Annotated in this window: 21 protein-coding genes; 14 read left to right on the forward strand and 7 right to left on the reverse strand. The window is 72.9% G+C overall.

Going from position 1 to position 20,449, the window contains the following annotated elements:
- Positions 1 to 5: 5 nt before the first annotated feature.
- Entirely contained in the window at positions 6 to 884 is an 879-nt protein-coding gene (locus PU704_RS13945) for a carbon-nitrogen hydrolase family protein (protein WP_277551764.1), read from the reverse strand.
- Positions 885 to 958: 74 nt separating this feature from the next.
- Between PU704_RS13945 and PU704_RS13950 the strand changes: the two genes are divergently transcribed.
- Positions 959 to 1,747 carry a FadR/GntR family transcriptional regulator gene (locus tag PU704_RS13950; protein ID WP_277551765.1) on the forward strand — a complete coding sequence of 263 codons (789 nt, stop codon included), beginning with the start codon at positions 959 to 961 and terminating at the stop codon, positions 1,745 to 1,747.
- A gap of 15 nt (positions 1,748 to 1,762) precedes the next feature.
- Here PU704_RS13950 and PU704_RS13955 read toward each other — a convergent pair whose 3' ends face one another.
- Both PU704_RS13955 and PU704_RS13960 read right to left on the reverse strand, forming a co-directional pair.
- Positions 1,763 to 2,668, reverse strand: coding sequence for a CPBP family intramembrane glutamic endopeptidase (locus PU704_RS13955; RefSeq protein ID WP_277551766.1), 906 nt, complete (start codon positions 2,666 to 2,668; stop codon positions 1,763 to 1,765).
- On the reverse strand, positions 2,665 to 2,787 hold the full coding sequence (locus PU704_RS13960; RefSeq protein WP_255396137.1) for a hypothetical protein: 123 nt from the start codon (positions 2,785 to 2,787) through the stop codon (positions 2,665 to 2,667). Before PU704_RS13960 ends, PU704_RS13955 begins: the two co-directional genes overlap by 4 nt.
- A 347-nt stretch (positions 2,788 to 3,134) precedes the next feature.
- On the opposite strand from PU704_RS13960, the gene PU704_RS13965 reads away from it, so the two are divergent.
- Together PU704_RS13965 and PU704_RS13970 are read left to right on the forward strand one after the other, a co-directional pair.
- On the forward strand, positions 3,135 to 4,067 hold the full coding sequence (locus PU704_RS13965) for a helix-turn-helix domain-containing protein (RefSeq protein ID WP_047803623.1): 933 nt from the start codon (positions 3,135 to 3,137) through the stop codon (positions 4,065 to 4,067).
- Entirely contained in the window at positions 4,064 to 4,633 is a 570-nt protein-coding gene (locus PU704_RS13970; RefSeq protein WP_277551769.1) for a dihydrofolate reductase family protein, read from the forward strand. Before PU704_RS13965 ends, PU704_RS13970 begins: the two co-directional genes overlap by 4 nt.
- Before the next feature lie 13 nt (positions 4,634 to 4,646).
- Here PU704_RS13970 and PU704_RS13975 read toward each other — a convergent pair whose 3' ends face one another.
- Together PU704_RS13975 and PU704_RS13980 are read right to left on the reverse strand one after the other, a co-directional pair.
- Entirely contained in the window at positions 4,647 to 7,283 is a 2,637-nt protein-coding gene (locus PU704_RS13975; protein ID WP_277551770.1) for an AAA family ATPase, read from the reverse strand.
- Entirely contained in the window at positions 7,280 to 8,419 is a 1,140-nt protein-coding gene (locus PU704_RS13980; protein ID WP_075871472.1) for a metallophosphoesterase family protein, read from the reverse strand. Before PU704_RS13980 ends, PU704_RS13975 begins: the two co-directional genes overlap by 4 nt.
- Before the next feature lie 115 nt (positions 8,420 to 8,534).
- On the opposite strand from PU704_RS13980, the gene PU704_RS13985 reads away from it, so the two are divergent.
- The 3 genes from PU704_RS13985 (at position 8,535) to PU704_RS13995 (ending at position 11,063) form a co-directional block, all read left to right on the forward strand.
- Positions 8,535 to 9,179 carry a maleylpyruvate isomerase family mycothiol-dependent enzyme gene (locus PU704_RS13985; protein ID WP_277551773.1) on the forward strand — a complete coding sequence of 215 codons (645 nt, stop codon included), beginning with the start codon at positions 8,535 to 8,537 and terminating at the stop codon, positions 9,177 to 9,179.
- A 69-nt stretch (positions 9,180 to 9,248) separates the two neighbouring features.
- Positions 9,249 to 9,887, forward strand: a complete 639-nt coding sequence (locus PU704_RS13990; RefSeq protein WP_075871473.1) for an HD domain-containing protein — start codon at positions 9,249 to 9,251, stop codon at positions 9,885 to 9,887.
- Positions 9,888 to 9,968: 81 nt separating this feature from the next.
- A complete protein-coding gene (locus PU704_RS13995) occupies positions 9,969 to 11,063 on the forward strand; it encodes an AAA family ATPase (RefSeq protein ID WP_075871474.1) in 1,095 nt (364 codons plus the stop codon).
- Between the two features lie 221 nt (positions 11,064 to 11,284).
- On the opposite strand, the gene PU704_RS14000 is transcribed toward PU704_RS13995, so the two are convergent.
- Entirely contained in the window at positions 11,285 to 12,106 is an 822-nt protein-coding gene (locus tag PU704_RS14000; RefSeq protein ID WP_075871475.1) for a hypothetical protein, read from the reverse strand.
- A gap of 229 nt (positions 12,107 to 12,335) precedes the next feature.
- Between PU704_RS14000 and PU704_RS14005 the strand changes: the two genes are divergently transcribed.
- From PU704_RS14005 to PU704_RS14015, 3 genes are read left to right on the forward strand one after another with little or no spacing between them, the layout of a single operon-like run.
- The gene (locus PU704_RS14005) at positions 12,336 to 12,731 is read left to right on the forward strand and encodes a GntR family transcriptional regulator (RefSeq protein ID WP_075871519.1); all 396 of its coding nucleotides are present in this window, start codon (positions 12,336 to 12,338) and stop codon (positions 12,729 to 12,731) included.
- Complete coding sequence (locus PU704_RS14010; protein ID WP_047803614.1) at positions 12,728 to 13,648, forward strand: ABC transporter ATP-binding protein; 921 nt, start codon at positions 12,728 to 12,730, stop codon at positions 13,646 to 13,648. The genes PU704_RS14005 and PU704_RS14010 overlap by 4 nt, the downstream gene beginning before the upstream one ends.
- Positions 13,645 to 14,385, forward strand: a complete 741-nt coding sequence (locus tag PU704_RS14015; RefSeq protein WP_075871476.1) for a hypothetical protein — start codon at positions 13,645 to 13,647, stop codon at positions 14,383 to 14,385. The genes PU704_RS14010 and PU704_RS14015 overlap by 4 nt, the downstream gene beginning before the upstream one ends.
- A 73-nt stretch (positions 14,386 to 14,458) precedes the next feature.
- Here PU704_RS14015 and PU704_RS14020 read toward each other — a convergent pair whose 3' ends face one another.
- Positions 14,459 to 15,460 (reverse strand): LacI family DNA-binding transcriptional regulator, encoded by a 1,002-nt coding sequence (locus PU704_RS14020; protein ID WP_047803612.1) that lies wholly within the window; start codon positions 15,458 to 15,460, stop codon positions 14,459 to 14,461.
- 179 nt (positions 15,461 to 15,639) lie between these two features.
- Here PU704_RS14020 and PU704_RS14025 point away from each other — a divergent pair, with 179 nt between their 5' ends.
- Genes PU704_RS14025 through PU704_RS14045 form a run of 5 tightly spaced genes read left to right on the forward strand, consistent with a single transcriptional unit; the run spans position 15,640 to position 20,441 of the window.
- Entirely contained in the window at positions 15,640 to 16,608 is a 969-nt protein-coding gene (locus PU704_RS14025; protein ID WP_047803611.1) for an asparaginase, read from the forward strand.
- A 29-nt stretch (positions 16,609 to 16,637) separates the two neighbouring features.
- The gene (locus PU704_RS14030) at positions 16,638 to 17,525 is read left to right on the forward strand and encodes a polysaccharide deacetylase family protein (protein WP_047803610.1); all 888 of its coding nucleotides are present in this window, start codon (positions 16,638 to 16,640) and stop codon (positions 17,523 to 17,525) included.
- Positions 17,526 to 17,551: 26 nt separating this feature from the next.
- Positions 17,552 to 18,892: an MFS transporter gene (locus PU704_RS14035; protein WP_277551774.1), complete on the forward strand. Its 1,341-nt coding sequence runs from the start codon at positions 17,552 to 17,554 to the stop codon at positions 18,890 to 18,892.
- Positions 18,889 to 19,668, forward strand: coding sequence for an SDR family NAD(P)-dependent oxidoreductase (locus PU704_RS14040; protein ID WP_277551775.1), 780 nt, complete (start codon positions 18,889 to 18,891; stop codon positions 19,666 to 19,668). Before PU704_RS14035 ends, PU704_RS14040 begins: the two co-directional genes overlap by 4 nt.
- A gap of 20 nt (positions 19,669 to 19,688) precedes the next feature.
- Positions 19,689 to 20,441, forward strand: a complete 753-nt coding sequence (locus PU704_RS14045; RefSeq protein ID WP_047803607.1) for an SDR family NAD(P)-dependent oxidoreductase — start codon at positions 19,689 to 19,691, stop codon at positions 20,439 to 20,441.
- Positions 20,442 to 20,449 lie beyond the last annotated feature (8 nt).

Genomic DNA, 20,449 nt, shown 5'->3' on the forward strand with positions numbered 1-20,449 from the left:
GGTCCTCAGGGTGTGAAGGGTCGCGGGGTCCAGGTGGCCGGGTCCATCCGGCCCCCGTAGACGGGAAGGTCGATGGGGCTCTCGCCGGCGCGGAACTGGGACCACATGCGGTTGATCCCCTCCGTGCCCTCGGCGCGCACGCGCTCGACGTGGGTGAGGTCCAGGTCCGCGGCGAGCAGCTCCGGCCGGTCGTCGGTGGAGGACGCCAGGATCCGTCCCTCCGGGTCGACGATCAGGCTCTGCCCGGCGCCCACGGGGCCGGCGCAGTTCACGCTGACCATGAACACCTGGTTGGTGATGGCGTTGGCCTGCGCCAGGACCACCTCCTGGCGGCGGTCCGGGGTGGTGGTCTTCACGACGTTGAGCACCACCTCGGCGCCCATCCAGGCCAGCTGGCGGGTGACCTCCGGGAACCACGCGTCGTAGCAGATGTTCAGCCCCAGCCGCCCGACGCCGTCGACGTCGACGGTGGTGAACCGGTCGCCCGGGTCGTAGGGCTCGTGGGGGCGCCACGGGAAGACCTTGCGGTAGTGGCCGGCGAGCTCGCCCTCGGGGGAGAGCACGAGCTGGGTGTTGAACAGCTGGCCCTCCGGGCCGCGCTCGCAGACGCTGCCGGGCACCAGCCAGATCCCGAGGTCCCCGGCCAGCTGCCGGAGCTCCTGGGTGCGGGGGCCGTCCAGCGGCTGGGCGCTGTCCTGCAGGGCCTCGGTGCGCTGCCGGTCGGGGTCCCCGTCCCCGAACAGGTGCAGCTCCGGGAAGACGACCAGCCGGGTGTCCGGGCGGGTCCGGAGGATCTCGCCGACCTCGTCGGCGAAGGCGGACACCGGTTCGCCGATCAGGCGCGGAGCGGCCTGTGCGGCGACCAGGGAGAGCGTGCGGTGCATGTGGGGTCCGATCTGCTGGTCCGGGATACGCGAGCTATATTAGATCCAATTGATCCAATAAAGGAAGGGGCGCGATGCCGAGCCGTACAGTGGACGGCGTGGCCCACGACGACGCACCTGCGGACGCCCTCGGCGCCGGGGTGCTCGGCGGCCTCGGGCGGCGCAACGCCATCGACGCGGTGCGCCTGCGGATCGGCGTGGCCATCTCGCTGGGCATGCTCCAGCCCGGCGAGCGGCTGCCGGACCAGGAGGAGGTCGCCCGCGGGCTTTCCGTCAGTCCGATGACCGCCCGGCGGGCGCTCATGAGCCTCGCCGACGACGGTGTGCTGGTCCGGCGGCGCGGGCGCAGCGGCGGCACGTTCGTCGCCGACCAGCCCTCCGCCGAGGCGCTGCGCCGGCTCGTCGTCCCGGCGGCGGAGACCGTGGAGGTGCACGGCCTGATCGACCGCCGCCTGCTCATGGAGTGCGCGCTGGCGCACTTCGCCGCCCTCCGCGCCACGGACGAGCACCTCCGGCACCTCGAGGAACTGACCCGCCGGATGGCGGAGGCCCGGAGCTGGTCCGTCTACCACCAGGCCGACGACGAGTTCCACCGGGCGGTCGCCGAGGCCGCCGCCGTCGGGAACGCCGCGGAGGAGTACCTCAGGGTGCTCGAGCAGCTCTACGGCTACTTCATCCCGTACCCGATCGACCAGCTGCACCTGTCCAACCACGACCACATCGGGCTGGTCCGTGCCCTGGCCGCCCGCGACTGCCGGACGGCCGTGGACGTCTCCCACCAGCACGTGGACCGGCTGCACCGGACCATGTTCGTCGGCCTGCTGGAGGCCCGGCGGCCCGGCGACGCGGCGGGGCCCGCCTGACGCCGCACTGCCCGGTCATCCTCGACCGTCGTCCGCGGTCCCCGGGGCGGGCCCGCGCCGGCTGATCCACCCGGCGGCGGCCCGTCGCTCGGCGGCACGGCCGAGGGGCCGGGCGTCCCGGCCCCTGACGTGCCGCTCCAGCGCCATCAGGAGGGTGAGCAGAACCACGGCCACCATCACCTGCCACTCGCCCTCGACCGCGCCGAGGCTCCCGGCGGCGTTCCAGGAGGCGTGCTGGACACCGATGGCCAGCACGCTGCCGCCCGTGTCCAGCAGGTGCATGCCCAGCAGGTACCGGTAGACGGGCACGAGCAGGAAGAGCAGCACGAGGTCCCGGGCGGTCTCCCCGCTCCAGCCCTCGGCCAGGTACAGCGGCAGATGGATCCCCGCGAAGGGCAGGCCGGTGAGCAGCGCGGCGACCACCAGTCCGTGGCGGGCGGTGAGCCGGGACTGGAGGAACCCGCCCCACGCGGTCTCCTCCCACAGGTTGAGCACCAGCGCCCCGACGACGAGGGTGGTGAACAGGTACCACCCCGCCTCGGCCGCCCAGCCGGCCGGCGGAGCGCGCAGGGTACCGGTGACCGCGGCCAGCGCCAGGGTGAGCACCGGGATGCCCAGCAGGACCACCGCCCAGCGGGCCGCGCCGAAGCGCCAGGCGAAGGCCCGGCCCAGCAACCGCCGGACCGCGCCCGGACCGTCCGCCAGGCGGGTCACCAGCAGGGCCGAGCCCAGCAGTGCGACGAAGGTCATGGCCAGCAGGAAGGACTCCACCGGAGCCCCGATGACCACGGGGACCGTCAGCGCCGCCCACCCCAGGCCCAGGGCCAGGAGGAGGAAGACCGTCACGGGCCGGCGCCGGGCCGGGGAACCATCCCGGGAGCGGCGGCCGGTGTCCCTGGGGGCCGGGGTCGACGGGGTCATGGGGTTCCTCCCGACCGGTGCAGGTCGTCCGTGCCCGGGGACGGCAGGCCCAGCCGTCCCCGGGCGCGAACGACGACCATCAGCGCGCCGAAGACCAGCACCGACATCAGGCCGTGCACGGCACCGGCTCCCGCATCGGGTTCCCACGCGGCGCCGGGCGGCCGACGGGGTGGATCGGAACGGCGGCCCATGGGCTGATCTCCTCCGGCCTGGCTCCAGGATCTGACTCGCCGCTGCCGGCCCTGGGGTGTGCCACTCACAGTGCGCCCCCGAGGAAGCCGGGGCAAGGGCGGACCGCCAGCCGTGCTTGTGTGTCATCGGCCATCGACGACGGAGGACGAGCACCCGTACGCCCGCCTGCAGCACGGACCTCTGACGTCCGGAAGGGCGTGCCGCCCGCAACGCGGCGCTGCACAGAGCAAGGACGGTCGGGCGCTGAGCGGCTCGGTCCGGCCAGACTGGGGATATGCAGGATCAAGACCGTGACCGACTACGCGAGCTGCTCGACGCGGTGCTCGACGAGAACAACCGCACTCTCGAGGACATGGCCGGTGGGGCCTGGTCCTCGCCCTACCACTTCAGCCGCCGGCTGACCCGCGGCACCGGGGAGCCGCCGGTGACGATGCGGCGCCGGGTTCTGCTGGAGCGGGCGGCGTGGGAACTGGGGTCAGGCCGGTCGGTGACCGAGACGGCGTGGGCTGCGGGGTACGAGTCCGTCGACGGTTTCGCCCGCGCCTTCACCAGGGCGTTCGGCCATCCCCCCAGCACCACCGCTGAGCGTGGCACGAGCCACTGGCTGCCGGCTCCCAACGGCATCCACTTCCACCCTCCGACCTCCCTGTGGGTCGACACCCACGAAGCCGCAACGGCCCGGCCTGCGGCGGCCGACGTGACGGAACTGATGTTGCACCACGACGTCGAGGACGTCAGCGACCTGCTGACGCGGGCACAAGGGGTGTCCGAGGAGGAGTACCGCAGGGTGCACGTGCCGGACAGTGCGCCCCTGGGCTGGGACGGCCCCGACGAGTCGCTGGCCCACGTGCTGCGCCACCTCGTCACGGCCAAGGAGATCTGGCTGGCGGCCATCGAGGGGCACGAGGCCCCGGACACCGGGGACGACGATCCGGTGGCACTGGCGGATCGCCACCGGGAGATCGCCCCCAGGTGGCTGGCCATGGTCCGGGACATCGACCGCAGAGCCGCGTGGGGCGACCGGATCATCGACGCGCTGTGCGACCCGCCGGAGAGCTTCGTCGTCAGCAGCGTGATCGCCCACGTGCTCACGTTCTCCGCGCACCGGCGCCAGCTGGGCCGGCTGATGCTGCGCCGCGCCGGAGTCACCCCCGATGCCGGGGACCCGATCGAATGGTTGCAACGACGTACCGGAGGCCTCCGATGACCCGCACCGTCTTCTACACCGCCGCCACCCTGGACGGCTACCTCGCCGACGAGCAGGACTCCCTGGAGTGGCTGTTCCGGCAGGACTCCGACCCCGAGGGTCCGCACCGCTACGACGAGTTCATCGCCGGGATCGGGGCGGTCGTGATGGGACGCACCACCTACGAGTGGGTCCGCGCGCACCTGCACGCCTCCGGTGAGGAGTGGCCCTACGACATGCCCGCCTGGGTGGTCTCCCACGCGGAGCTGCCGGGCATTCCCGGGGCGGACATCCGCTTCGCCCAGGGGCAGGTGGCACCGATCCACGCCGACCTCGCGGACGCCGCCGGCGGAAAGGACATCTGGGTGGTCGGCGGCGGTGACCTGGCCGCCCAGTTCGCCGAGGCCGGGCTGCTGGACCGGCTGATGGTCTCCATCGCGCCGATCACCCTCGGGGCGGGCCGGCCGCTGTTCCCCCGCAGGTTCGACCTGGAGCTGAAGGACGTGGCCCGCAACCGCGCGTTCGTCTGCGCGACCTACGACGTGGTGGGCCCGATGCCACCCGTGGGTGGAGGGCCGACCTCCTGAACCACAGGGCCGCTCACATCTCGATCCGCCGCGCCTCCCGCAGGTTCGCGAAGCGCTCGGGGTTGGAGGTCAGCACGATCACCTGGGTACGCTCCCCGGCGGTGGCGATGGCCGAGGCCAGCCGGCGCAGCCGCTGCGGGTCGGAGTGGCCCAGGGCGTCGTCGAGCAGCACCGGCACCCCGTCCTCCGGGTCCACCAGCAGGGCGGTGGCGAGCCGGATGAGGATCACCAGCTGCTCCTTGGCGCCCGTGGAGAGGGCGGAGAACGGCAGCCAGTCGCCGTCGAGCTTGCGCTGCTCCACCTCCAGGGTGCCGCTCACCAGGACCTCGAACTCCGGGCCGTAGACCGCCCGGCCCAGCTGCTCCACCGCGCTGCGGAAGGGCTGGACGTACTGGGCGTGGGCGCGCTCGCGGTGGGCCAGCAGGGTGCGCTCCAGCAGCAGGGCGGCCTCGGCCCGCCGCTCGACCGCGGCCAGATGGCGCCGGGCCGCCTCGAGCCGGGTCTCCGCCTGGTCGTGCTCCAGCTGCACCCGGTCACGGCCCATGCCCTCGAGCTTGCCCAGCAGGGAGCTGCGGCGGCCCTGCCGGTCGGCGAGCAGCCGCTCGAGCCCGGCGACCTGGTCGGCCACGAGCTCCCGGTCGGCGAGCACCCGCTCGGCGTCGAGACCCGTCAGGTGCGCCTCGTGCGCGTCGATCTCCTCCTGGACGGCGGCCAGCGCCTCGCCGGCGTGCGTGACGGCGTGGTCGAGGTCCTCGTCCGGCACCTCGTGGCGGGCTTCCTCGAGCCGGGCCCGGGCGGCGGTGAGGGCCCGCTCCTGCTCCAGGGCCGCACCCTGCAGGGAGTGCAGCCGCGTCTGGGCCTTCTCCAGGTTCGCGCGTGCCGCCTGGGCGGCGGCCTCCGTGCGGCGGGCGGCGTCCTCGGCCTCGGTGAGGGCGGTCTCGGCGGCCTCGACCGTTGCCTGCGCCGCGCCGGACGACTCCGGCAGCGGCGCGTCGCCGCTGCGCCGGTCGCCGTACTGCTCGATCGCGGCCGCGAGGCGGTCGCGCTCGTCGCGCAGCCGGCTCTCGTCCTCGCCGTCGAGGAGCCGGTCGCGGTCGGCCTCGGCCTCGCGCACCTGCCGGTCCAGCTCCTGGGCGTCGCGCCAGGCGGCCCGCGCCTCGGCGACCGATTCGACCCCGTGCCGCGCCAGCAGTGCGGCGAACGCCTCGGCGGCCTGCTGCGCGGCGTCCCGGCGGGTCTCGATGCCCTGCTCCGGGGAGATCCGCACCCGCCACTCGCCGGGGATCTCGACCTCGACCTCGTCGGTCACCGGCACCGACCACGGCTCCTCGGGGCGGACCTCCTCCGTGGCGCCGCAGCGCTCGATGGACCGCGCGTGCCCGATCGCGGTCAGCTCCACCCGGGCGCTGCCGGCGGCCAGCTCGGCCTCGGCCCGCTCCGCGGTGCGCTGGGCCCGGTCGAGGTCGTCCAGGACGTCCTCGTCGATCTCCGTGGCGGGACGGGACCGCAGCTCGGTCAGCCGCGCCCGGACCGTCTCGAGCGAGTCCAGGACCGTGCTCGCGCGGCGGTGGCGCTCGACGTCGTCGAGGTGCTTCTGGTCCTCCCGCGCGGACCGGTGCGCGGCCCGGGCCTCCTGCACCGCGGCCTGTGCCGCGGCGCGGCGCTGCTCGGCCTCCTCGGCGTGCTCCCGCACCGGCGCGAGGTCCTCCTCGCACGCGCTCAGGTCGTCGGCGAGGGCGGAGCTGCGCTCCTCGTCGGCGGCGAGGGCGGCGACGAGCTCCGTGCGGCGGGTCGCGCGCTCACGGGCGCGGTCGAGCTGGCCCTGGGCGGCGTCCCGGCGACGCTGGGCCTCCTGCTGCTGCCGCTGGACGGCCTCGATCTGCTCGGCGGCCCGGTCGAGCTCCTCCCGCTCGGCCCGGGCCGCGGCGAGCTTGCGCCCGGAGTCGGTGATCTCCTCGGTGAGCTCCGCCAGCTCGTCCTCGACTCCGGCGATGCCGCGCAGCTCCTCGGCGGCCGCGGCGGCGGCGGTCTCGGCCTCCCGGCAGTCCGTCTCGGCCTGGACGAACTTGGCGTTCCTCTTCCGCGTGGAGGTCCAGTACCTGTCGCACTCCGCGCCCACGCGCTCCAGCAGGGTGGCGACCTCCCGGTCGTCGCCCTGGGCCTCGCCGGCGCGGGACTCCAGGGCCCGGCGCAGCGCGGCGCTGTCGGTCAGGGCGTTCTGGTCCAGGCCGCTGGCCTGGAGATAGCGCAGCGCCTGCCACAGGGTGGTGTCGGCGGTGGCCCACAGCTGCTCGGCGGCGTCGTGGGCCTCGCGGCCGGTGACCGTGCGCCCGGCCGAGGTGCCCGTGACGTGGCGCAGGATCGTGGTCGGCTTCTTGAGCCACTGCTTGGTGTAGACCACCCGGGTCGGCCCGATCGAGAACTCCGCCTCCACCAGCACGGGCACGTCCCGGCCGGCGGGCTTCGCGTCGAGGATCGTGCGCTTCCTGCTGCTGTCCGGCAGGGCGATCAGCGCGTCCAGGGCGTCGATCATGGAGGTCTTGCCGATCTCGTTGCGGCCGGTGACCACCACGACCCCGGCGTCGGGGAACTCGATCTCGCGGGCGGTCACGCCGCGGAAGTTCTCCAGCTTGAGGCGGTGCAGCTTCATCGGGTCGCTCCTCCCACGAGGCGGTACAGGAGCCGCAGCGCGTCACCGGCGGCGGGGGCGTCCTCGGCGTCGGAGGCGGCCTTCCCGCGCAGCTCGACGACGGCGTCCGCGGCGTAGCCGCCGACGTCGAGGTCCTCGAACTCGTGCTCGTCCGGGACGACCACCAGGTCGGTGTGCCGCTCCCACGCGTTGAGGCTCGCGAAGACCTCCGCCTGCTGCGCGAGCAGGTCCTCCAGTGCCGCGGAGGCGGACAGGCTCAGGGTGCCGGTGAACACGGTCTGCAGGATGATCCGTTCCTTGGGCGTGAGTGCGGCGAGCTCGGCGCGCAGGGCGTCGACGTCCTCGGGGCCGTCGAGCCGGCGCTGGAGGCGCCGGTGCTCCCACCGGCCCACCTCGTGCGCGGTGACCCGGGCGTCGGCGTCCTCGAGGGCGACCTCCAGGACCTGCCCGCGGCCGTGCTCGCGGAAGCTCGTGGACTCGTGGGTCCCGGAGTAGTGGACGGCGCCGCGGCCGTCCTCGGGCCAGCGGATGTGCCGGTCGCCCAGGGCCACGTAGTGGATCGCCCGGCGCGCCAGCGCCTCGTCCAGGGGCGCCCGGCGCACGGTGGTGAGCGAGTCCTGGTCCGGGTCCAGCTCGTCGAGCATGCCGTGGCCCACCACGATCCGCAGGGTGCCGTCCGCCGCCAGGCCCTCCAGGGCCGGGGCGACCGGGTCCGTGTCGGGCCGCTTGCTGCGCCAGGGGGCGGCCACCAGCTCCACGCCCTCGGCGGCGGGCCAGGGGCCGACGTCGTCCAGGAGCACGACGTTGTCCGGCGCGAGCTCCCGGAAGGCGTCCTGGGCGTAGATCGACCCCGGTCCCAGCGGGTCGTGGTTGCCGGGCAGCAGGTACACCGGCAGCTGCACGGCCCCCATGGCGTCCAGGGCGCGGCCGACGTCCCGGCGGCTGAGGTTGGCGTGCTCGAAGACGTCCCCGGCCACCACCACGAACGCGCATCCCCGCTCGCGGGCCAGCTCCCCGATCCGGCGGATCGTCTCCACGCGGTCTCCCGTGTACCGGGACTGGGCCTCGCCCTCGAGGTAGTGCCGGGTCATGCCCAGCTGCCAGTCGCTCGTGTGGAGGAAGCGGGTGCTCGTCATCGAAGCTCCTCGGTGGGTGGCCGGTGTGCTGCCCCGGGGTGCAGGTCCTCTCCCACGCTAGCGGGACCGGCGGACACCGCAGGCGCGGCACCCCGGTATGTGCTTGAGTGGGGCCATGCTGCGCACCAGTGCGAGTGACCTGTGGTCCGCCGTCCACGCCGAGCGGGCGGCCCTGGCCGAGGACCTGGCCGGCCTGGACGAGGACCGGTGGGCGCAGCAGTCCCTGTGCGGGCGCTGGTCGGTCGAGGAGGTCGTCGCCCACCTGACCGCCGCCGCGAGCCTCGGCCGGTTCCGCTGGCTCCGGAGCATGCTGGGCGCCCGGTTCGACGCCGACCTGCACAACCGGCGCCGGCTGGCCGAGCACCGGGGCGCCACGCCCGCCGGGACGCTGCGCCGGTTCGAGGCCGTGATCGGGAGCACCACAGCACCCTCCAAGGACACCGCGGCGTGGCTGGGCGAGGTCGTCGTGCACGCCCAGGACATCCGCCGCCCGCTCGGGCTGCCCCGCACCCCGCCGGTCGGCACGGTGACCGAGGTGGCGCGGTTCTTCGCGAGCCGGGACTTCGCGGTGGCCAGCCGCAGCGCGGCCGAGGGCCTGCACCTGGTGGCGACCGACGGCCCGTTCGAGACCGGCTCCGGCCCGGGAGTCCGCGGGACCACGCTGGCGCTCACCCTGGCGATGGCCGGCCGCTCGGCGTACTGCGACGACCTGACGGGTGAGGGCGTCCCCATCCTGCGGTCCCGCTGCACCTCTGCCTGAGAGAGTGGGGGAGGAGCGGCCACGGGCCGCTCCCGCACGCCACCACCCCACCCGAGCAGAGGAGACACCGTGCCCGAGACCATCGCCGGCATCACCGTTCCCGATTCGCCCCTCGCCCGCGAGACCACCGAGCTGGTCCGCGCGGCCGCCGACGAGAGCCTGTTCCACCACTCCCGCCGGGTCTTCCTCTTCGGCATGCTCAAGTCCGCCGCCCGCGGGCTCGAGGTGGACCCGGAGCTCGCCTACGTCGGGGCGATGTTCCACGACCTCGGCCTCACCGACGAGTACCGCACCCGGGACCAGCGCTTCGAGATCGACGGCGCCGCAGCGGCACAGGCCTTTCTGCGCGACCACGGCCGCTCCGCCGAGGAGGCCCGCCGCGTGTGGCTGGCGATCGCCCTGCACACCACCCCGGAGATCCCGCTGCACCTCGAGCCGGAGGTCGCCGTGGTCACCCTCGGCGTCGAGACCGACGTGCTGGGCCTCGACCTGGACCAGATCTCCGAGGAGCACCGCGCCGAGGTCGTCGCCGCGCACCCCCGGCCGGACTTCAAGAACCGGATCCTCCGTGCGTTCTACGACGGCATGGCCGACCGGCCGGAGACCACCTTCGGCACCATGAACGACGACGTGCTCGCCCACTTCGACCCCGACTTCCACCGGGAGGACTTCGTGCGCATCATCCGGGAGAACGCCTGGCCCGAGTGATCCCGGGAACCGGTGCCGTCCCGGGCCGGTACCCTGGATACACAAGATTCACAAGATTCATCGACATACACAGGTGGCACCGTGGACAATCCCTTCCGGCCCACCGCCGGGGCCTCTCCTCCGGAACTCATCGGCCGGGCCGGGGTTCTGGACGAGTTCGCCTACGGGCTGCGCCTGCGCTCCGGGGCGCCCGGACTGCTCACCATCTTCACGGGCGCCCGGGGCGTGGGCAAGACCGTGATGCTGGGCGCGGCCGAGGACCTGGCCCGCACGCAGGGCTGGGCCGTGGTCTCCGAGACGGCCACGAAGGGCTTCCTGGGCCGGATCGGCCACGCCATGCGCCGGCTGGCCGAGGAGCTCGGCAGCGGCCCCCAGGGCCGGCGGCTCACCGCCGTCTCCGCGGCGGGCTTCGGCTTCACCACCCAGCTGCCGCCCCAGCAGCAGCTGGAGTGGCGCGAGGAGGGCCTGCGCCTGCTGCACCTGCTGGAGGAGCAGCGGACCGGCCTGGTCATCACCGTGGACGAGATCCACGCCGCCGACCGCCAGGAGATCGCCCAGCTGGCCGCGGACGTGCAGCACTTCATCCGTGCGGACCTGCCCATCGCGCTGCTCTTCGCCGGTCTGCCGGCGGCGGTCTCGGACCTGCTGAACGAGGGGGTGGCCACGTTCCTGCGCCGCGCCGACCGGATCGACCTGCACGCCGCCGCCGTCGACGAGGTCCGGCAGTCCTACACGGACACCTTCGCGGCGGGCGGCTTCACCCTGACGGAGGACCAGGCGCGCCGGGCCGCCGAGGCCACCGGCGGCTACCCGTTCCTGATCCAGCTGGTCGGGTACTTCCTGTGGCAGGAGGCCGAGAAGGTCTCGTCCGTGCTCACCGACGCGATGGTGGACCAGGCGGTCGCCGCCGCCCGTCGCCGGAACGAGCGCGTGGTCATCGAGACGGCGCTCTCCACGGCCTCCCCGAGGGACCTGGACGTCCTGCGGGCCATGGCCGAGGACGAGGGGCCGTCCACGGCCGGGGACATCGGCGCCCGGATCGGGGCCCGGCCGAACACCGTGGGCAACTACCGGACCCGGCTGATCGACGCCGGGCTGATCGAGCCGGCCGGCTACGGGCTGGTCCGCTTCGCCATCCCCGGCCTCCGGGAGCACCTGCGCCAGGGCCGCGCCTAGGCCTCGCACACCCGGTCCGCCGCTCCGGGGCCTCCTCGCCGACTCCGTGCCTCCTGTCCGTGCGGGGGCGCCGGCGCATCGGCTTGCTCGTCGTCTCCGCCCGCTGAGGACCAACCGGGGCGTCGAGGTTCCGGAGAACCACCGCGCCGCGCTGGGGACCCGGTGCCGGTGGCTCGAGGAGGAGGGATGCCTGCCGATCCCGCTGCCGTGGCGCCGAGCGGTCACTCCTCGATCTTCCGCGCCTGTTCGTCCCAGGCGGCGTGGGCGTCCCGGTTCTCGATGGGGGAGTAGGTCTCCCGCAGTGCCCGCAGCGCGGCGTTGCGCTGCTGGGCCAGGGACTCCGCGGCGGCCTTGGTCGCGGCGTCCTCGCGGGCCTGGGCCCGGGCGGCGGTCACGGCGTCCATGATGGCCTCCACGCCCAGGGCACCGCCCTCCAGATAGGCGGTGCGGACCTGCCGGTCCGGGTGGTAGAGGTACTGGTCGTTGACCTGGCCGAGGCTGGTGTCGAACTCGTCGTCGGCGCGGTCGGAGATCATGGCGACGGTGCGGTCCAGGCAGGCGTCCACCTGATCGAGCAGGTGGTGCACCCGGGCGGTGGTGCGCAGCGACCACAGGGCCCGCCCGTGCTGCCGCAGCCGGTCCGCGTTCCAGTCCGCCTGCGGGACCACGGCCAGCGTCCCGGCGAGGAGCCGGGGATCGCGGTTGCCGTCCTGCGGCGGCAGGGAGCGCAGGTGCCAGGAGATCCACGCCGTGCGCATGTTGGACGCCCCGGTCGCCCGGGCCTCCTCCACCGCCCGCTGCCCGGTCCGCCGGTTCACCGCGGGCGGCGGGCCGGCTCCGGTGTCCGGGACCCCGATTCCCTGGGCCGCCCGGAGCTGGCTCCGGATGAAGCCCGCGCTCAGCCAGACGAGCAGTCCGAGCAGGGCGAGGACGATGACGACCACTCCGCCGAGGATCAGGAAGCGGAACAGGCCGAGGAAGACGATCACGGCGAGCAGGACGATCCAGCCGGTCGCGCTGCTGCTGCCCTGAGTGTTCTTCATGGTGGGTCCCCCCGAGAACCACGAGTCCTGAGCACCCAGTGTAGTCGTCACCGGCCCCGGATGACCGGGGCCGGGCCGGCCGATCCGGGCGCTCCGGGCGTGCTCGCGCCGGACGTTCACCCCCCGGCCCGGCGAACCTGCTCGTTCCCGGCGGCGGGCAACCCCTTGACGACGCCCCAGTGTCATGGTTCATTAGTGGAGTAATGAACCCACGAACTCGGAGGTCGCCTTGATCGAGGAAGGCAAGCCCCTGTTCGTGCAGATCGCCGAGCAGGTCGAGGACTCGGTCGTGGACGGCACCCTCGCCGAGGAGGCGCAGGCGCCGTCGACGAACGAACTCGCCGCCTTCTACCGGATCAACCCGGCCACCGCCGCCAAGGGGGTGAACATGCTCGTCACCAAGGGAGTGCTGTACAAGCGCCGTGGGATCGGGATGTTCGTCTCCCCGGGCGCCCGCGCACTCCTGCTCCAGGAGCGGCGCGAGGCCTTCGCCCTGCGCTACGTGCAGCCTCTGCTCGCCGAGGCGCGCAAGATCGGGCTCGGACCCGACGACGTCGCAGAGCTCGTCCGTGCCGGTGCCGCCCGCACGGAACCGTCAACTCCGCCGGATTGGAAGACAGCATGAACCCCGTGATCGAGGTCCGGAATCTCACGAAGCGCTACAAGGACAAGCTCGCCCTCGACGACGTCAGCTTCGAGGTCCAGCAGGACACGATCTACGGCCTCCTGGGGCGCAACGGCGCGGGGAAGACGACCGCGATGTCGATCCTCACCGCACAGAACCTGCCCACCAGCGGCCAGGTGCGCGTGTTCGGGCAGGACCCCTACGAGAACGCCCGGGTCCTCAGCCGCATGTGCTTCGTGCGCGAGAGCCAGAAGTACCCCGACGACGCCACCCCGCGGCACGCCTTCGCCTCGGCGCGGCTGTTCTTCCCGCGGTGGGACCAGCAGCTCGCCGACGCGCTCGTCGAGGACTTCCAGCTGCCGGTCAAGCGCACGATCAAGAAGCTCTCGCGCGGCCAGCTCTCGGCCGTCGGAGTCATCATCGGCCTCGCCTCCCGCGCGGAGATCACCTTCTTCGACGAGCCGTACCTCGGCCTCGACGCCGTCGCGCGGCAGATCTTCTACGACCGCCTCCTGACGGACTACGCCGAGCACCCCCGCACGGTGCTACTCTCCAGCCATCTCATCGACGAGGTGTCCAACCTGCTCGAGCGGGTGCTCGTGATCGACGCGGGCCGCATCATCATGGACGAGTCCACCGAGGACGCCCGCGCCCAGGCCACGAACGTCGTCGGTGACGCCGCCGCGGTCGAACGGGCCGCGAACGGCCGGGAGGTCATCCACCGCGAGAGCCTCGGCCGGGTCGCCTCCGTGACGTTCCTCGGCCGTCTCGACGAGACCGAGCGCGCGGCCCTCACCGCGGCGGGACTCGAGCTGGCGCCCGTCTCCCTGCAGCAGCTCATCGTGCGCCTCACGCAGCACCGTTCGCCCGGCCGCGACGCGCTCGACGCGGCCACCCAGGAAGGAGCCCTTCGATGACCGCCCTCGATGCCGGCGCCGCCGCGCGCCCTGCCGCCGCGCGCCACCGCACGCTCAACGTGGTGCGCCTGCAGTTCGTCAACACGCAGACCTTCGTCTGGGTGCCGGCTCTCGTGCTCGGCGGCGCGTGGGTGATCACGATGCTCATCTACTGGATCATCCAGAGCGCCGGCGGCACCGACGCCAAGATCGGCGGGGGCTCGCAGGCCCCGCTGTGGTACTTCCTCGTCGTCGGGGTCCAGGCCATGACGCTGAGCTTTCCGTTCTCCCAGGCGATGAGTCTCACGCGCCGGGAGTTCTATCTCGGCTCCCTGGCCGCCGCGGCGGTGAGCGGGCTCGGGATGTCGCTGGCGTTCGTGCTGCTCGGGCTGATCGAGCAGGCCACGGACGGGTACGGCATGAACGGGTACTTCGCCTACCTCGAATGGGTGTGGGCGGAGGGGCCGCTCGCGGCGGGCCTGGCGTACTTCGTGGCGACCATGCTGTTCTTCGTCGTCGGCTTCTGGTTCGCGACGATCTTCAAGCGCTTCGGCACGGCGACGCTCGTGCTCGTCATGCTCGCGCTCGGCCTCGCCGTCGTGGGGCTCGTCGCCCTGGTGACCTGGCAGCAGGCCTGGCCGGACGTCTGGCGGTGGATCCAGGACGCCGGCTCGCTGGGCCTGACGCTGTGGGCCGTCCTGCTGGGCGCGCTGCTCGCGGCCGGCTCCTACCTCACGCTGCGCCGGATGCCCGTCTGACGGTCTCCGCGGCGAGGGCAGCCGCACGGGCCGCTGCCCGCCACCGGCGGGATTTCGGCTCCAGCAGTGCCGGTCAAGTGCTCGTGCGCACGACCAGCTCGGGGGGCAGGCGCACGCTCTCGACGTCCTTGCCGTCCAGGACGTCCATGAGCAGCTCGAAGCCCTGCCGGCCGATGCGGTGCATGGGGGAGCGCACGGTGGTGAGCCCCACGCTGCCGGCCAGCGGCGTGTCGTTGAAGCCGACGAGGGCCGTGTCCTCCGGGACGCTGATCCCCTCCCGGGTGAGCACGCCGAGCGCGCCGATGGCCGCGAAGTCGTTGACCGCGAACACCGCCTCGGGCAGCGGACCGGCGGCGAGGATCCGGGCGGCGGCCGCGCTGCCCGCCGATGCGTCGAAGCCCCCGGGGGCCACCCGGGACGGGTCCACGCCGAGACCGTGCTCGGCGAGCGCGTCGAGGAAGCCGGCGCAGCGGTCGATCGAGGTCGAGGCCCGCGGATCGCCCGCGATGAGGCCGAAGCTCCTCCGCCCGGAGGCCACGAGGTGCTCGGCGACCAGTCTCCCCCCGGTGTAGTCGTCGCAGGTCACGGACCGGTGACCGGGGGAGCGCCGGCTCACCAGGGTGAAGGCCACGCCGCGGTCGGCGAGCTCGTCCAGGAAGGGGTCCTCGAACAGGGCGTCGCCGAAGATCAGCCCGTCGGCACGGCGGTCCAGCAGCTTCTCCGCCTTGGCGCGGTGGGCCGCCGGGTCGTCCAGGGAGTTGGAGACCACGGTGAAGTACCCGTGCTCGGAGGCGGCCTCGTCGATGCCCTCGTACATCGTGGCCAGGACGTAGTCCTGCAGGCGGGGCACGACGACCCCGATCATGTGCGACTTGGCCGTGCGGAGCGAGGCGGCGTAGGGGTTCTTGCGGTAGCCGCGCTCCTCGGCGAGCGCGAAGATGCGCTCGGTGGTGTCCGGGGAGGCCCACCTCGAGCCCAGTCCCCTGGGGTCGTTGAGCACCCGGGAGACCGTGGAGGGGTTGAGACCCAGTTCGGCCGCCAGGGCCTTCAGGGTGACCGCCGGTCGCGCGCCCATGTCCATCTCCTCGCGTCTGTTTCCACACAGTAACGGACGTTAAATTCTCGTGAATGTGTTGCGCATCACGTGAAGCCCACTCTAGGGTCGGTGGCAACACCTTACGCAATCGATTGCGGCATTCGTTTGCATACAGTGTCCGTCCTCCCGGGCGGACCGTTCTGGAGGGGAGGCAGGCAGTGGCTCACGTCCATCTGCTCGGCACCGGCGGGACCATCGCGTCGCGTGGTCACGGCGACCGGGGCTCGGTGGCCACCGACACGGCGGCCGAGCTGGCCCGGGCCCGGTACGGGGAGCTGACCGTCTCGTCCCGGGACGTCCTGACCACCGGCAGCTACCGGCTGAGCCTGGCCGACCTGCGGCTGATCGCCGAGGCCGTGCAGGAGGCGCTGGCCGATCCGGGTACGGACGGGGTGGTGGTCACCCACGGGACCGACACCCTCGAGGAGACCGCGTTCCTGCTGGAGCTGGTGCACGGCTCGGCCAAGAGCGCGGTGCTCACCGGCGCCCAGCAGCCGGCCGACAGCGCCGCCCCGGACGGGCCGCGCAACGTCGAGGAGGCGGTGCTGGCCGCCGCGTCCCCGAGCCTGCGCGACAGCGGCGTGCTGATCTCCTTCGACGGGACGGTCCGTGCGGCGCGCGGAGCCCGGAAGGCGCACACCACCGCGAGCAGCCCCTTCTGCGGCGGGACGGAGGTGGCGCACATGGCCGGGCACGAGCTCGTGGTGACGGCCAGGCCGGTCCGCCGCCCGGCCCTTCCCCTGCCTCCGGCCTCCTTCGACGCCACGCGGGTCGAGATCATCACGGCCCACACCGGGGCCACCCCGGACCTGTTCGACTTCGCCGTGCGCTCCGGCGCCCACGCCGTGGTGCTGGCCGGCTCGGGCGTCGGCAACGCGGGCCCCGGCTTCGCCGAGGCGGTCGAACGGGCGGTGGCGGCGGGGTGCGCCGTCGTGCTCAGCACCCGGGCCCCCTGGGGGCCCGTGCTGCCGATCTACGGCAACGGCGGCGGCACCGACCTCGTGGCCGCGGGCGCGGTCCCCTCGGGGGACCTCAACCCCCTGCAGGCCCGCCTGCTCGCCGCCCTCCTGATCTCCCTCGGGACCTCGAGCACCGAGTTCCCCGAGGCGTTCACCGCCCACCGCTAGAACACCCACCCATCACCAGAGGAGACAACATGTCCAAGAAGATCTACGTGTCCGTCGGCATCGACGTGGACGCCGTCGGCGGCTGGCTCGGCTCCTACGGCGGGGAGGACTCCCCGGGGGACATCTCCCGCGGCCTGTTCGCCGGCGAGGTCGGCGTCCCGCGGCTGCTCCAGCTCGCCCAGCGCCGGGAGATGCCGGTGACCTGGTTCTGGCCGGGCCACTCCATCGAGACCTTCCCCGAGCAGTTCGACGCGACCGTCGCCGCCGGCCACGAGATCGGCGTGCACGGGTACTCCCACGAGAACCCGATCGCGATGACCCGGGAGCAGGAGACCGAGATCCTCGACTACTGCACCGACCTGATCACCCGGCGCGCCGGGAAGAAGCCGGTGGGCTACGTGGCCCCGTGGTGGGAGTTCTCCTCGGTGACCAACGAGATCCTGCTCGAGCGCGGCTTCCTCTACGACCACTCCCTGATGCACGACGACCACACCCCGTACTACGTCCGCGTCGGCGACACCTGGACCAAGATCGACTACGACGCGGCCTCGGCCCGGGAGTGGATGAAGCCGCTGGTGCGGGGCGAGGAGACGGACCTCATCGAGATCCCGGCCTCGTGGTACCTCGACGACCTGCCGCCGATGATGTTCATCAAGTCCAGCCCCAACAGCCACGGCTTCGTGTCCCCGCGGGACATCGAGCAGCTGTGGAAGGACCAGTTCGACTGGGTCTACCGGGAGATGGACTACGCCGTGTTCCCGATCACCATCCACCCGGACGTCTCCGGCCGGCCGCAGAACCTGCTCATGCTCGAGCGGCTCTTCGACCACATCGCCGGCCACGACGGGGTGGAGTTCGCCTTCATGGAGGACGTCGCCCGCGACTTCGCCTCCCGCAGTCCCCGCAACGCCGGCTGATCCGGCACGGACGAAGGAACACCGCCATGTCCTCTCTGCGCTCGAACCCGACGCCCTCCGGCGTCGAGCCCTGGAACGTGCTCATCACGCCGAAGGTGGTGAAGCAGGTCTCGGTGGTCTCCTTCATCGCCTGGGTGGCGTCCGTCTACGACTTCACCCTCTTCGGCACCCTTCTGCCGGTCATCGCCGCGGACTTCGGGTGGACCACCGCCGAGTCCACCGCGATCAACACCTACGCCACGATCGGCGTCTTCCTCGTCGCCCTGGCCGTGGGCACCATCATCGACAGGATGGGCCGCAAGAAGGCCCTCATGGTGCTCATGATCGGCGGGGCCGTGGCCTCCGGTCTGACCGGTGCCGCCATCGGTGCCGCCAGCCTGGTGATCATCCGCTCCTTCTCCGGCTTCTCCATGTCCGAGGAGGTCGTCAACGCGGTCTACCTCAACGAGATCTACAAGGAGGCCAAGAGCCGCGGCCTCATGTACTCCCTCGTGCAGGGCGGCTGGCCGGTGGGCGCGCTGGTCTCCGCGGGACTGTCGGCTCTGACCCTGCCGCTCATCGGCTGGCGGTGGAGCTTCGTCGTGGCAGCCGTGCTGTCGCTGATCGTCGTGGTCCTGGCGTCCCGCCTTCCCGAGTCCCCGACCTTCGCCGCCATGAAGGAGGTCCGGCGCCGCCGGGCCGCCGGTGACACGGCCGGCGCCCACGCGCTCGCGGCGGAGCACGACCTCGAGGAGGGGGCCCACCACGCCACCGGCGTGAAGGACGTCTTCACCCCGGAGCTGCGCCGGCACACGACCTGCCTGTCGCTGGCGTGGTTCTTCAACTGGTTCGCGATCCAGGTGTTCTCCGTCCTGGGCACCACGATCCTGGTCGAGGCCAAGGGCATCTCCTTCGACAACGCCCTGATCATCCTCGTCCTCTCGAACGCGGTGGGTTTCGTGGGCTACGTCTTCCACGGCTGGCTGGGCGACAAGATCGGCCGCAAGCCCACCGTGGTCCTCGGCTGGATCGCCGGCGGCCTCGTCAGCCTCGCCATGCTGCTGGGCCCGGGCACCTCCGCCTACATCATCCCGCTGTACGCCATGACGCTGTTCTTCCTCACCGGTCCCTACGCGGCCCTGCTGTTCTACATGGGCGAGTCCTTCCCGCCCCAGGTGCGCGGCATGGGCGCGAACGTGGCCCACGTGATGGCCCCGCTCGGCGGCATCGCCGGCTCCGGGCTGCTCACCATCCTGCTCACCGCCGGGGTGGACCCGGTCTGGGCCGCGATCATCACCGGCACCGGGGGCCTGATCGCCTCGGCGCTGTGCATGGCCGGGACCCGCACCCTCAAGGACGCCCACCTGAAGACGACGGTGATCGCATGATCCGCGACGACGGGCTCGAGGGAAAGGTCGCCGTCATCTCCGGGGGCGGCAGCGGGATCGGCCGGGCCCTGGCGGTGGCCTATGCCCGGGCCGGGGCGCACAGCGTCATCGGGTACCTGCCCGCGGACCCCCACAACGCCACGGACACCGTGCGCGCCGTGGAGGCCGCCGGCGGCCGGTGCACGGCCGTGCCCATGGACGTGCGCCGCTTCGAGGACACCGAGGCGCTCGCCGAGACGGCGCTCGACGAGTTCGGCCGGCTGGACGTCGCGGTGGCCGCCGCTGGGATCCTCCGCCGGGCCTCCCTGGCGGAGATGACCGACGAGGCGTGGGACGACATGATGGCCGTCGACCTCTCCGGCGTCCTGCGGGTCTTCCGCTCCTGCAGCGCCCGGATGACGAGCGGCGGGGCCATGGTCGCGACGTCCTCGATCGCGGGCGGGGTCTACGGCTGGGAGGAGCACTCCCACTACGCCGCGGCGAAGGCCGGGCTGCTGGGCCTGTGCCGGTCCCTGGCCGTGGAGCTGGCGCCGCGCAAGATCCGGGTCAACACGGTGATCCCGGGGCTGATCGAGAGCCCGCAGTCCCTGGACCCGGTCAACTCCCTGGGCCGGGAGGGGCTCGACGCCGCGGGTTCGATCATCCCCTGGGGCCGGGTGGGCAACGTCGACGAGGCGGCGCGCACCATCCGCTTCCTCACCAGCGACGACTCGGCCTACGTCACCGGCCAGCAGCTGATCGTCGACGGCGGACTCACCGTCCGCTGGCCGAGCTGAACCGTCCAGGAAAGGCAGACATGGAACAGCAACTGACCGGCAAGGTCGCCGTCGTCACCGGCGGCGGCAGCGGCATCGGCGCGGCGATCGCCCTGCTCTTCGCCCGGGAGGGCGCCGACGTGGCCGTCCTGGACCGCGACGAGCAGCACGCCCGGGCGGTCGCCGAGGAGATCGGGGCGTTCGGGGGGAGGACCGCGGCGCTCGCGGCGGACGTCACCGACGGCGAGGCCGTGCGGGCGGCGATGGACCGGGTCGCCGAGGAGCTCGGCGGGATCGACGTCCTGGTGAGCGCCGCCGGCATCCTCGACGAGACGCCGCTGCTGGAGATGACCGAGGCGACGTTCGACAAGGTCCTCGCCGTGGACCTGAAGGGCGTGTTCCTGGCCGCGCGCTGGGCCGCGCCCCACATGGTGGCGCGCGGCGGCGGGCGGATCATCAACATCGCCTCCCAGCTGGGCATCAAGGGCGGCACCGGCCTGACGCACTACGTCGCGGCCAAGGCCGGGGTGATCGGCATGACGAAGGCCATGGCGCTGGAGCTCGCCGAGCACCACATCCTGGTCAACGCGATCGCCCCCGGCCCGGTCGTCACCCCGCTGATCGAGGGGCTCTCCGAGGAGTGGAAGGCGGCCAAGCAGGCGGAACTGCCCATCGGCCGCTTCGGCCAGGTCCACGAGGTGGCGCCCACCGCGCTGCTGCTGGCCTCCTCGCCCGGCGGGGACCTCTACACCGGGCAGACACTCGGGCCCAACAGCGGCGACGTGATGCCGTAGCCACCCGG

The organism is Kocuria oceani (assembly GCF_029524215.1).
Classification (GTDB): domain Bacteria; phylum Actinomycetota; class Actinomycetes; order Actinomycetales; family Micrococcaceae; genus Kocuria; species Kocuria oceani.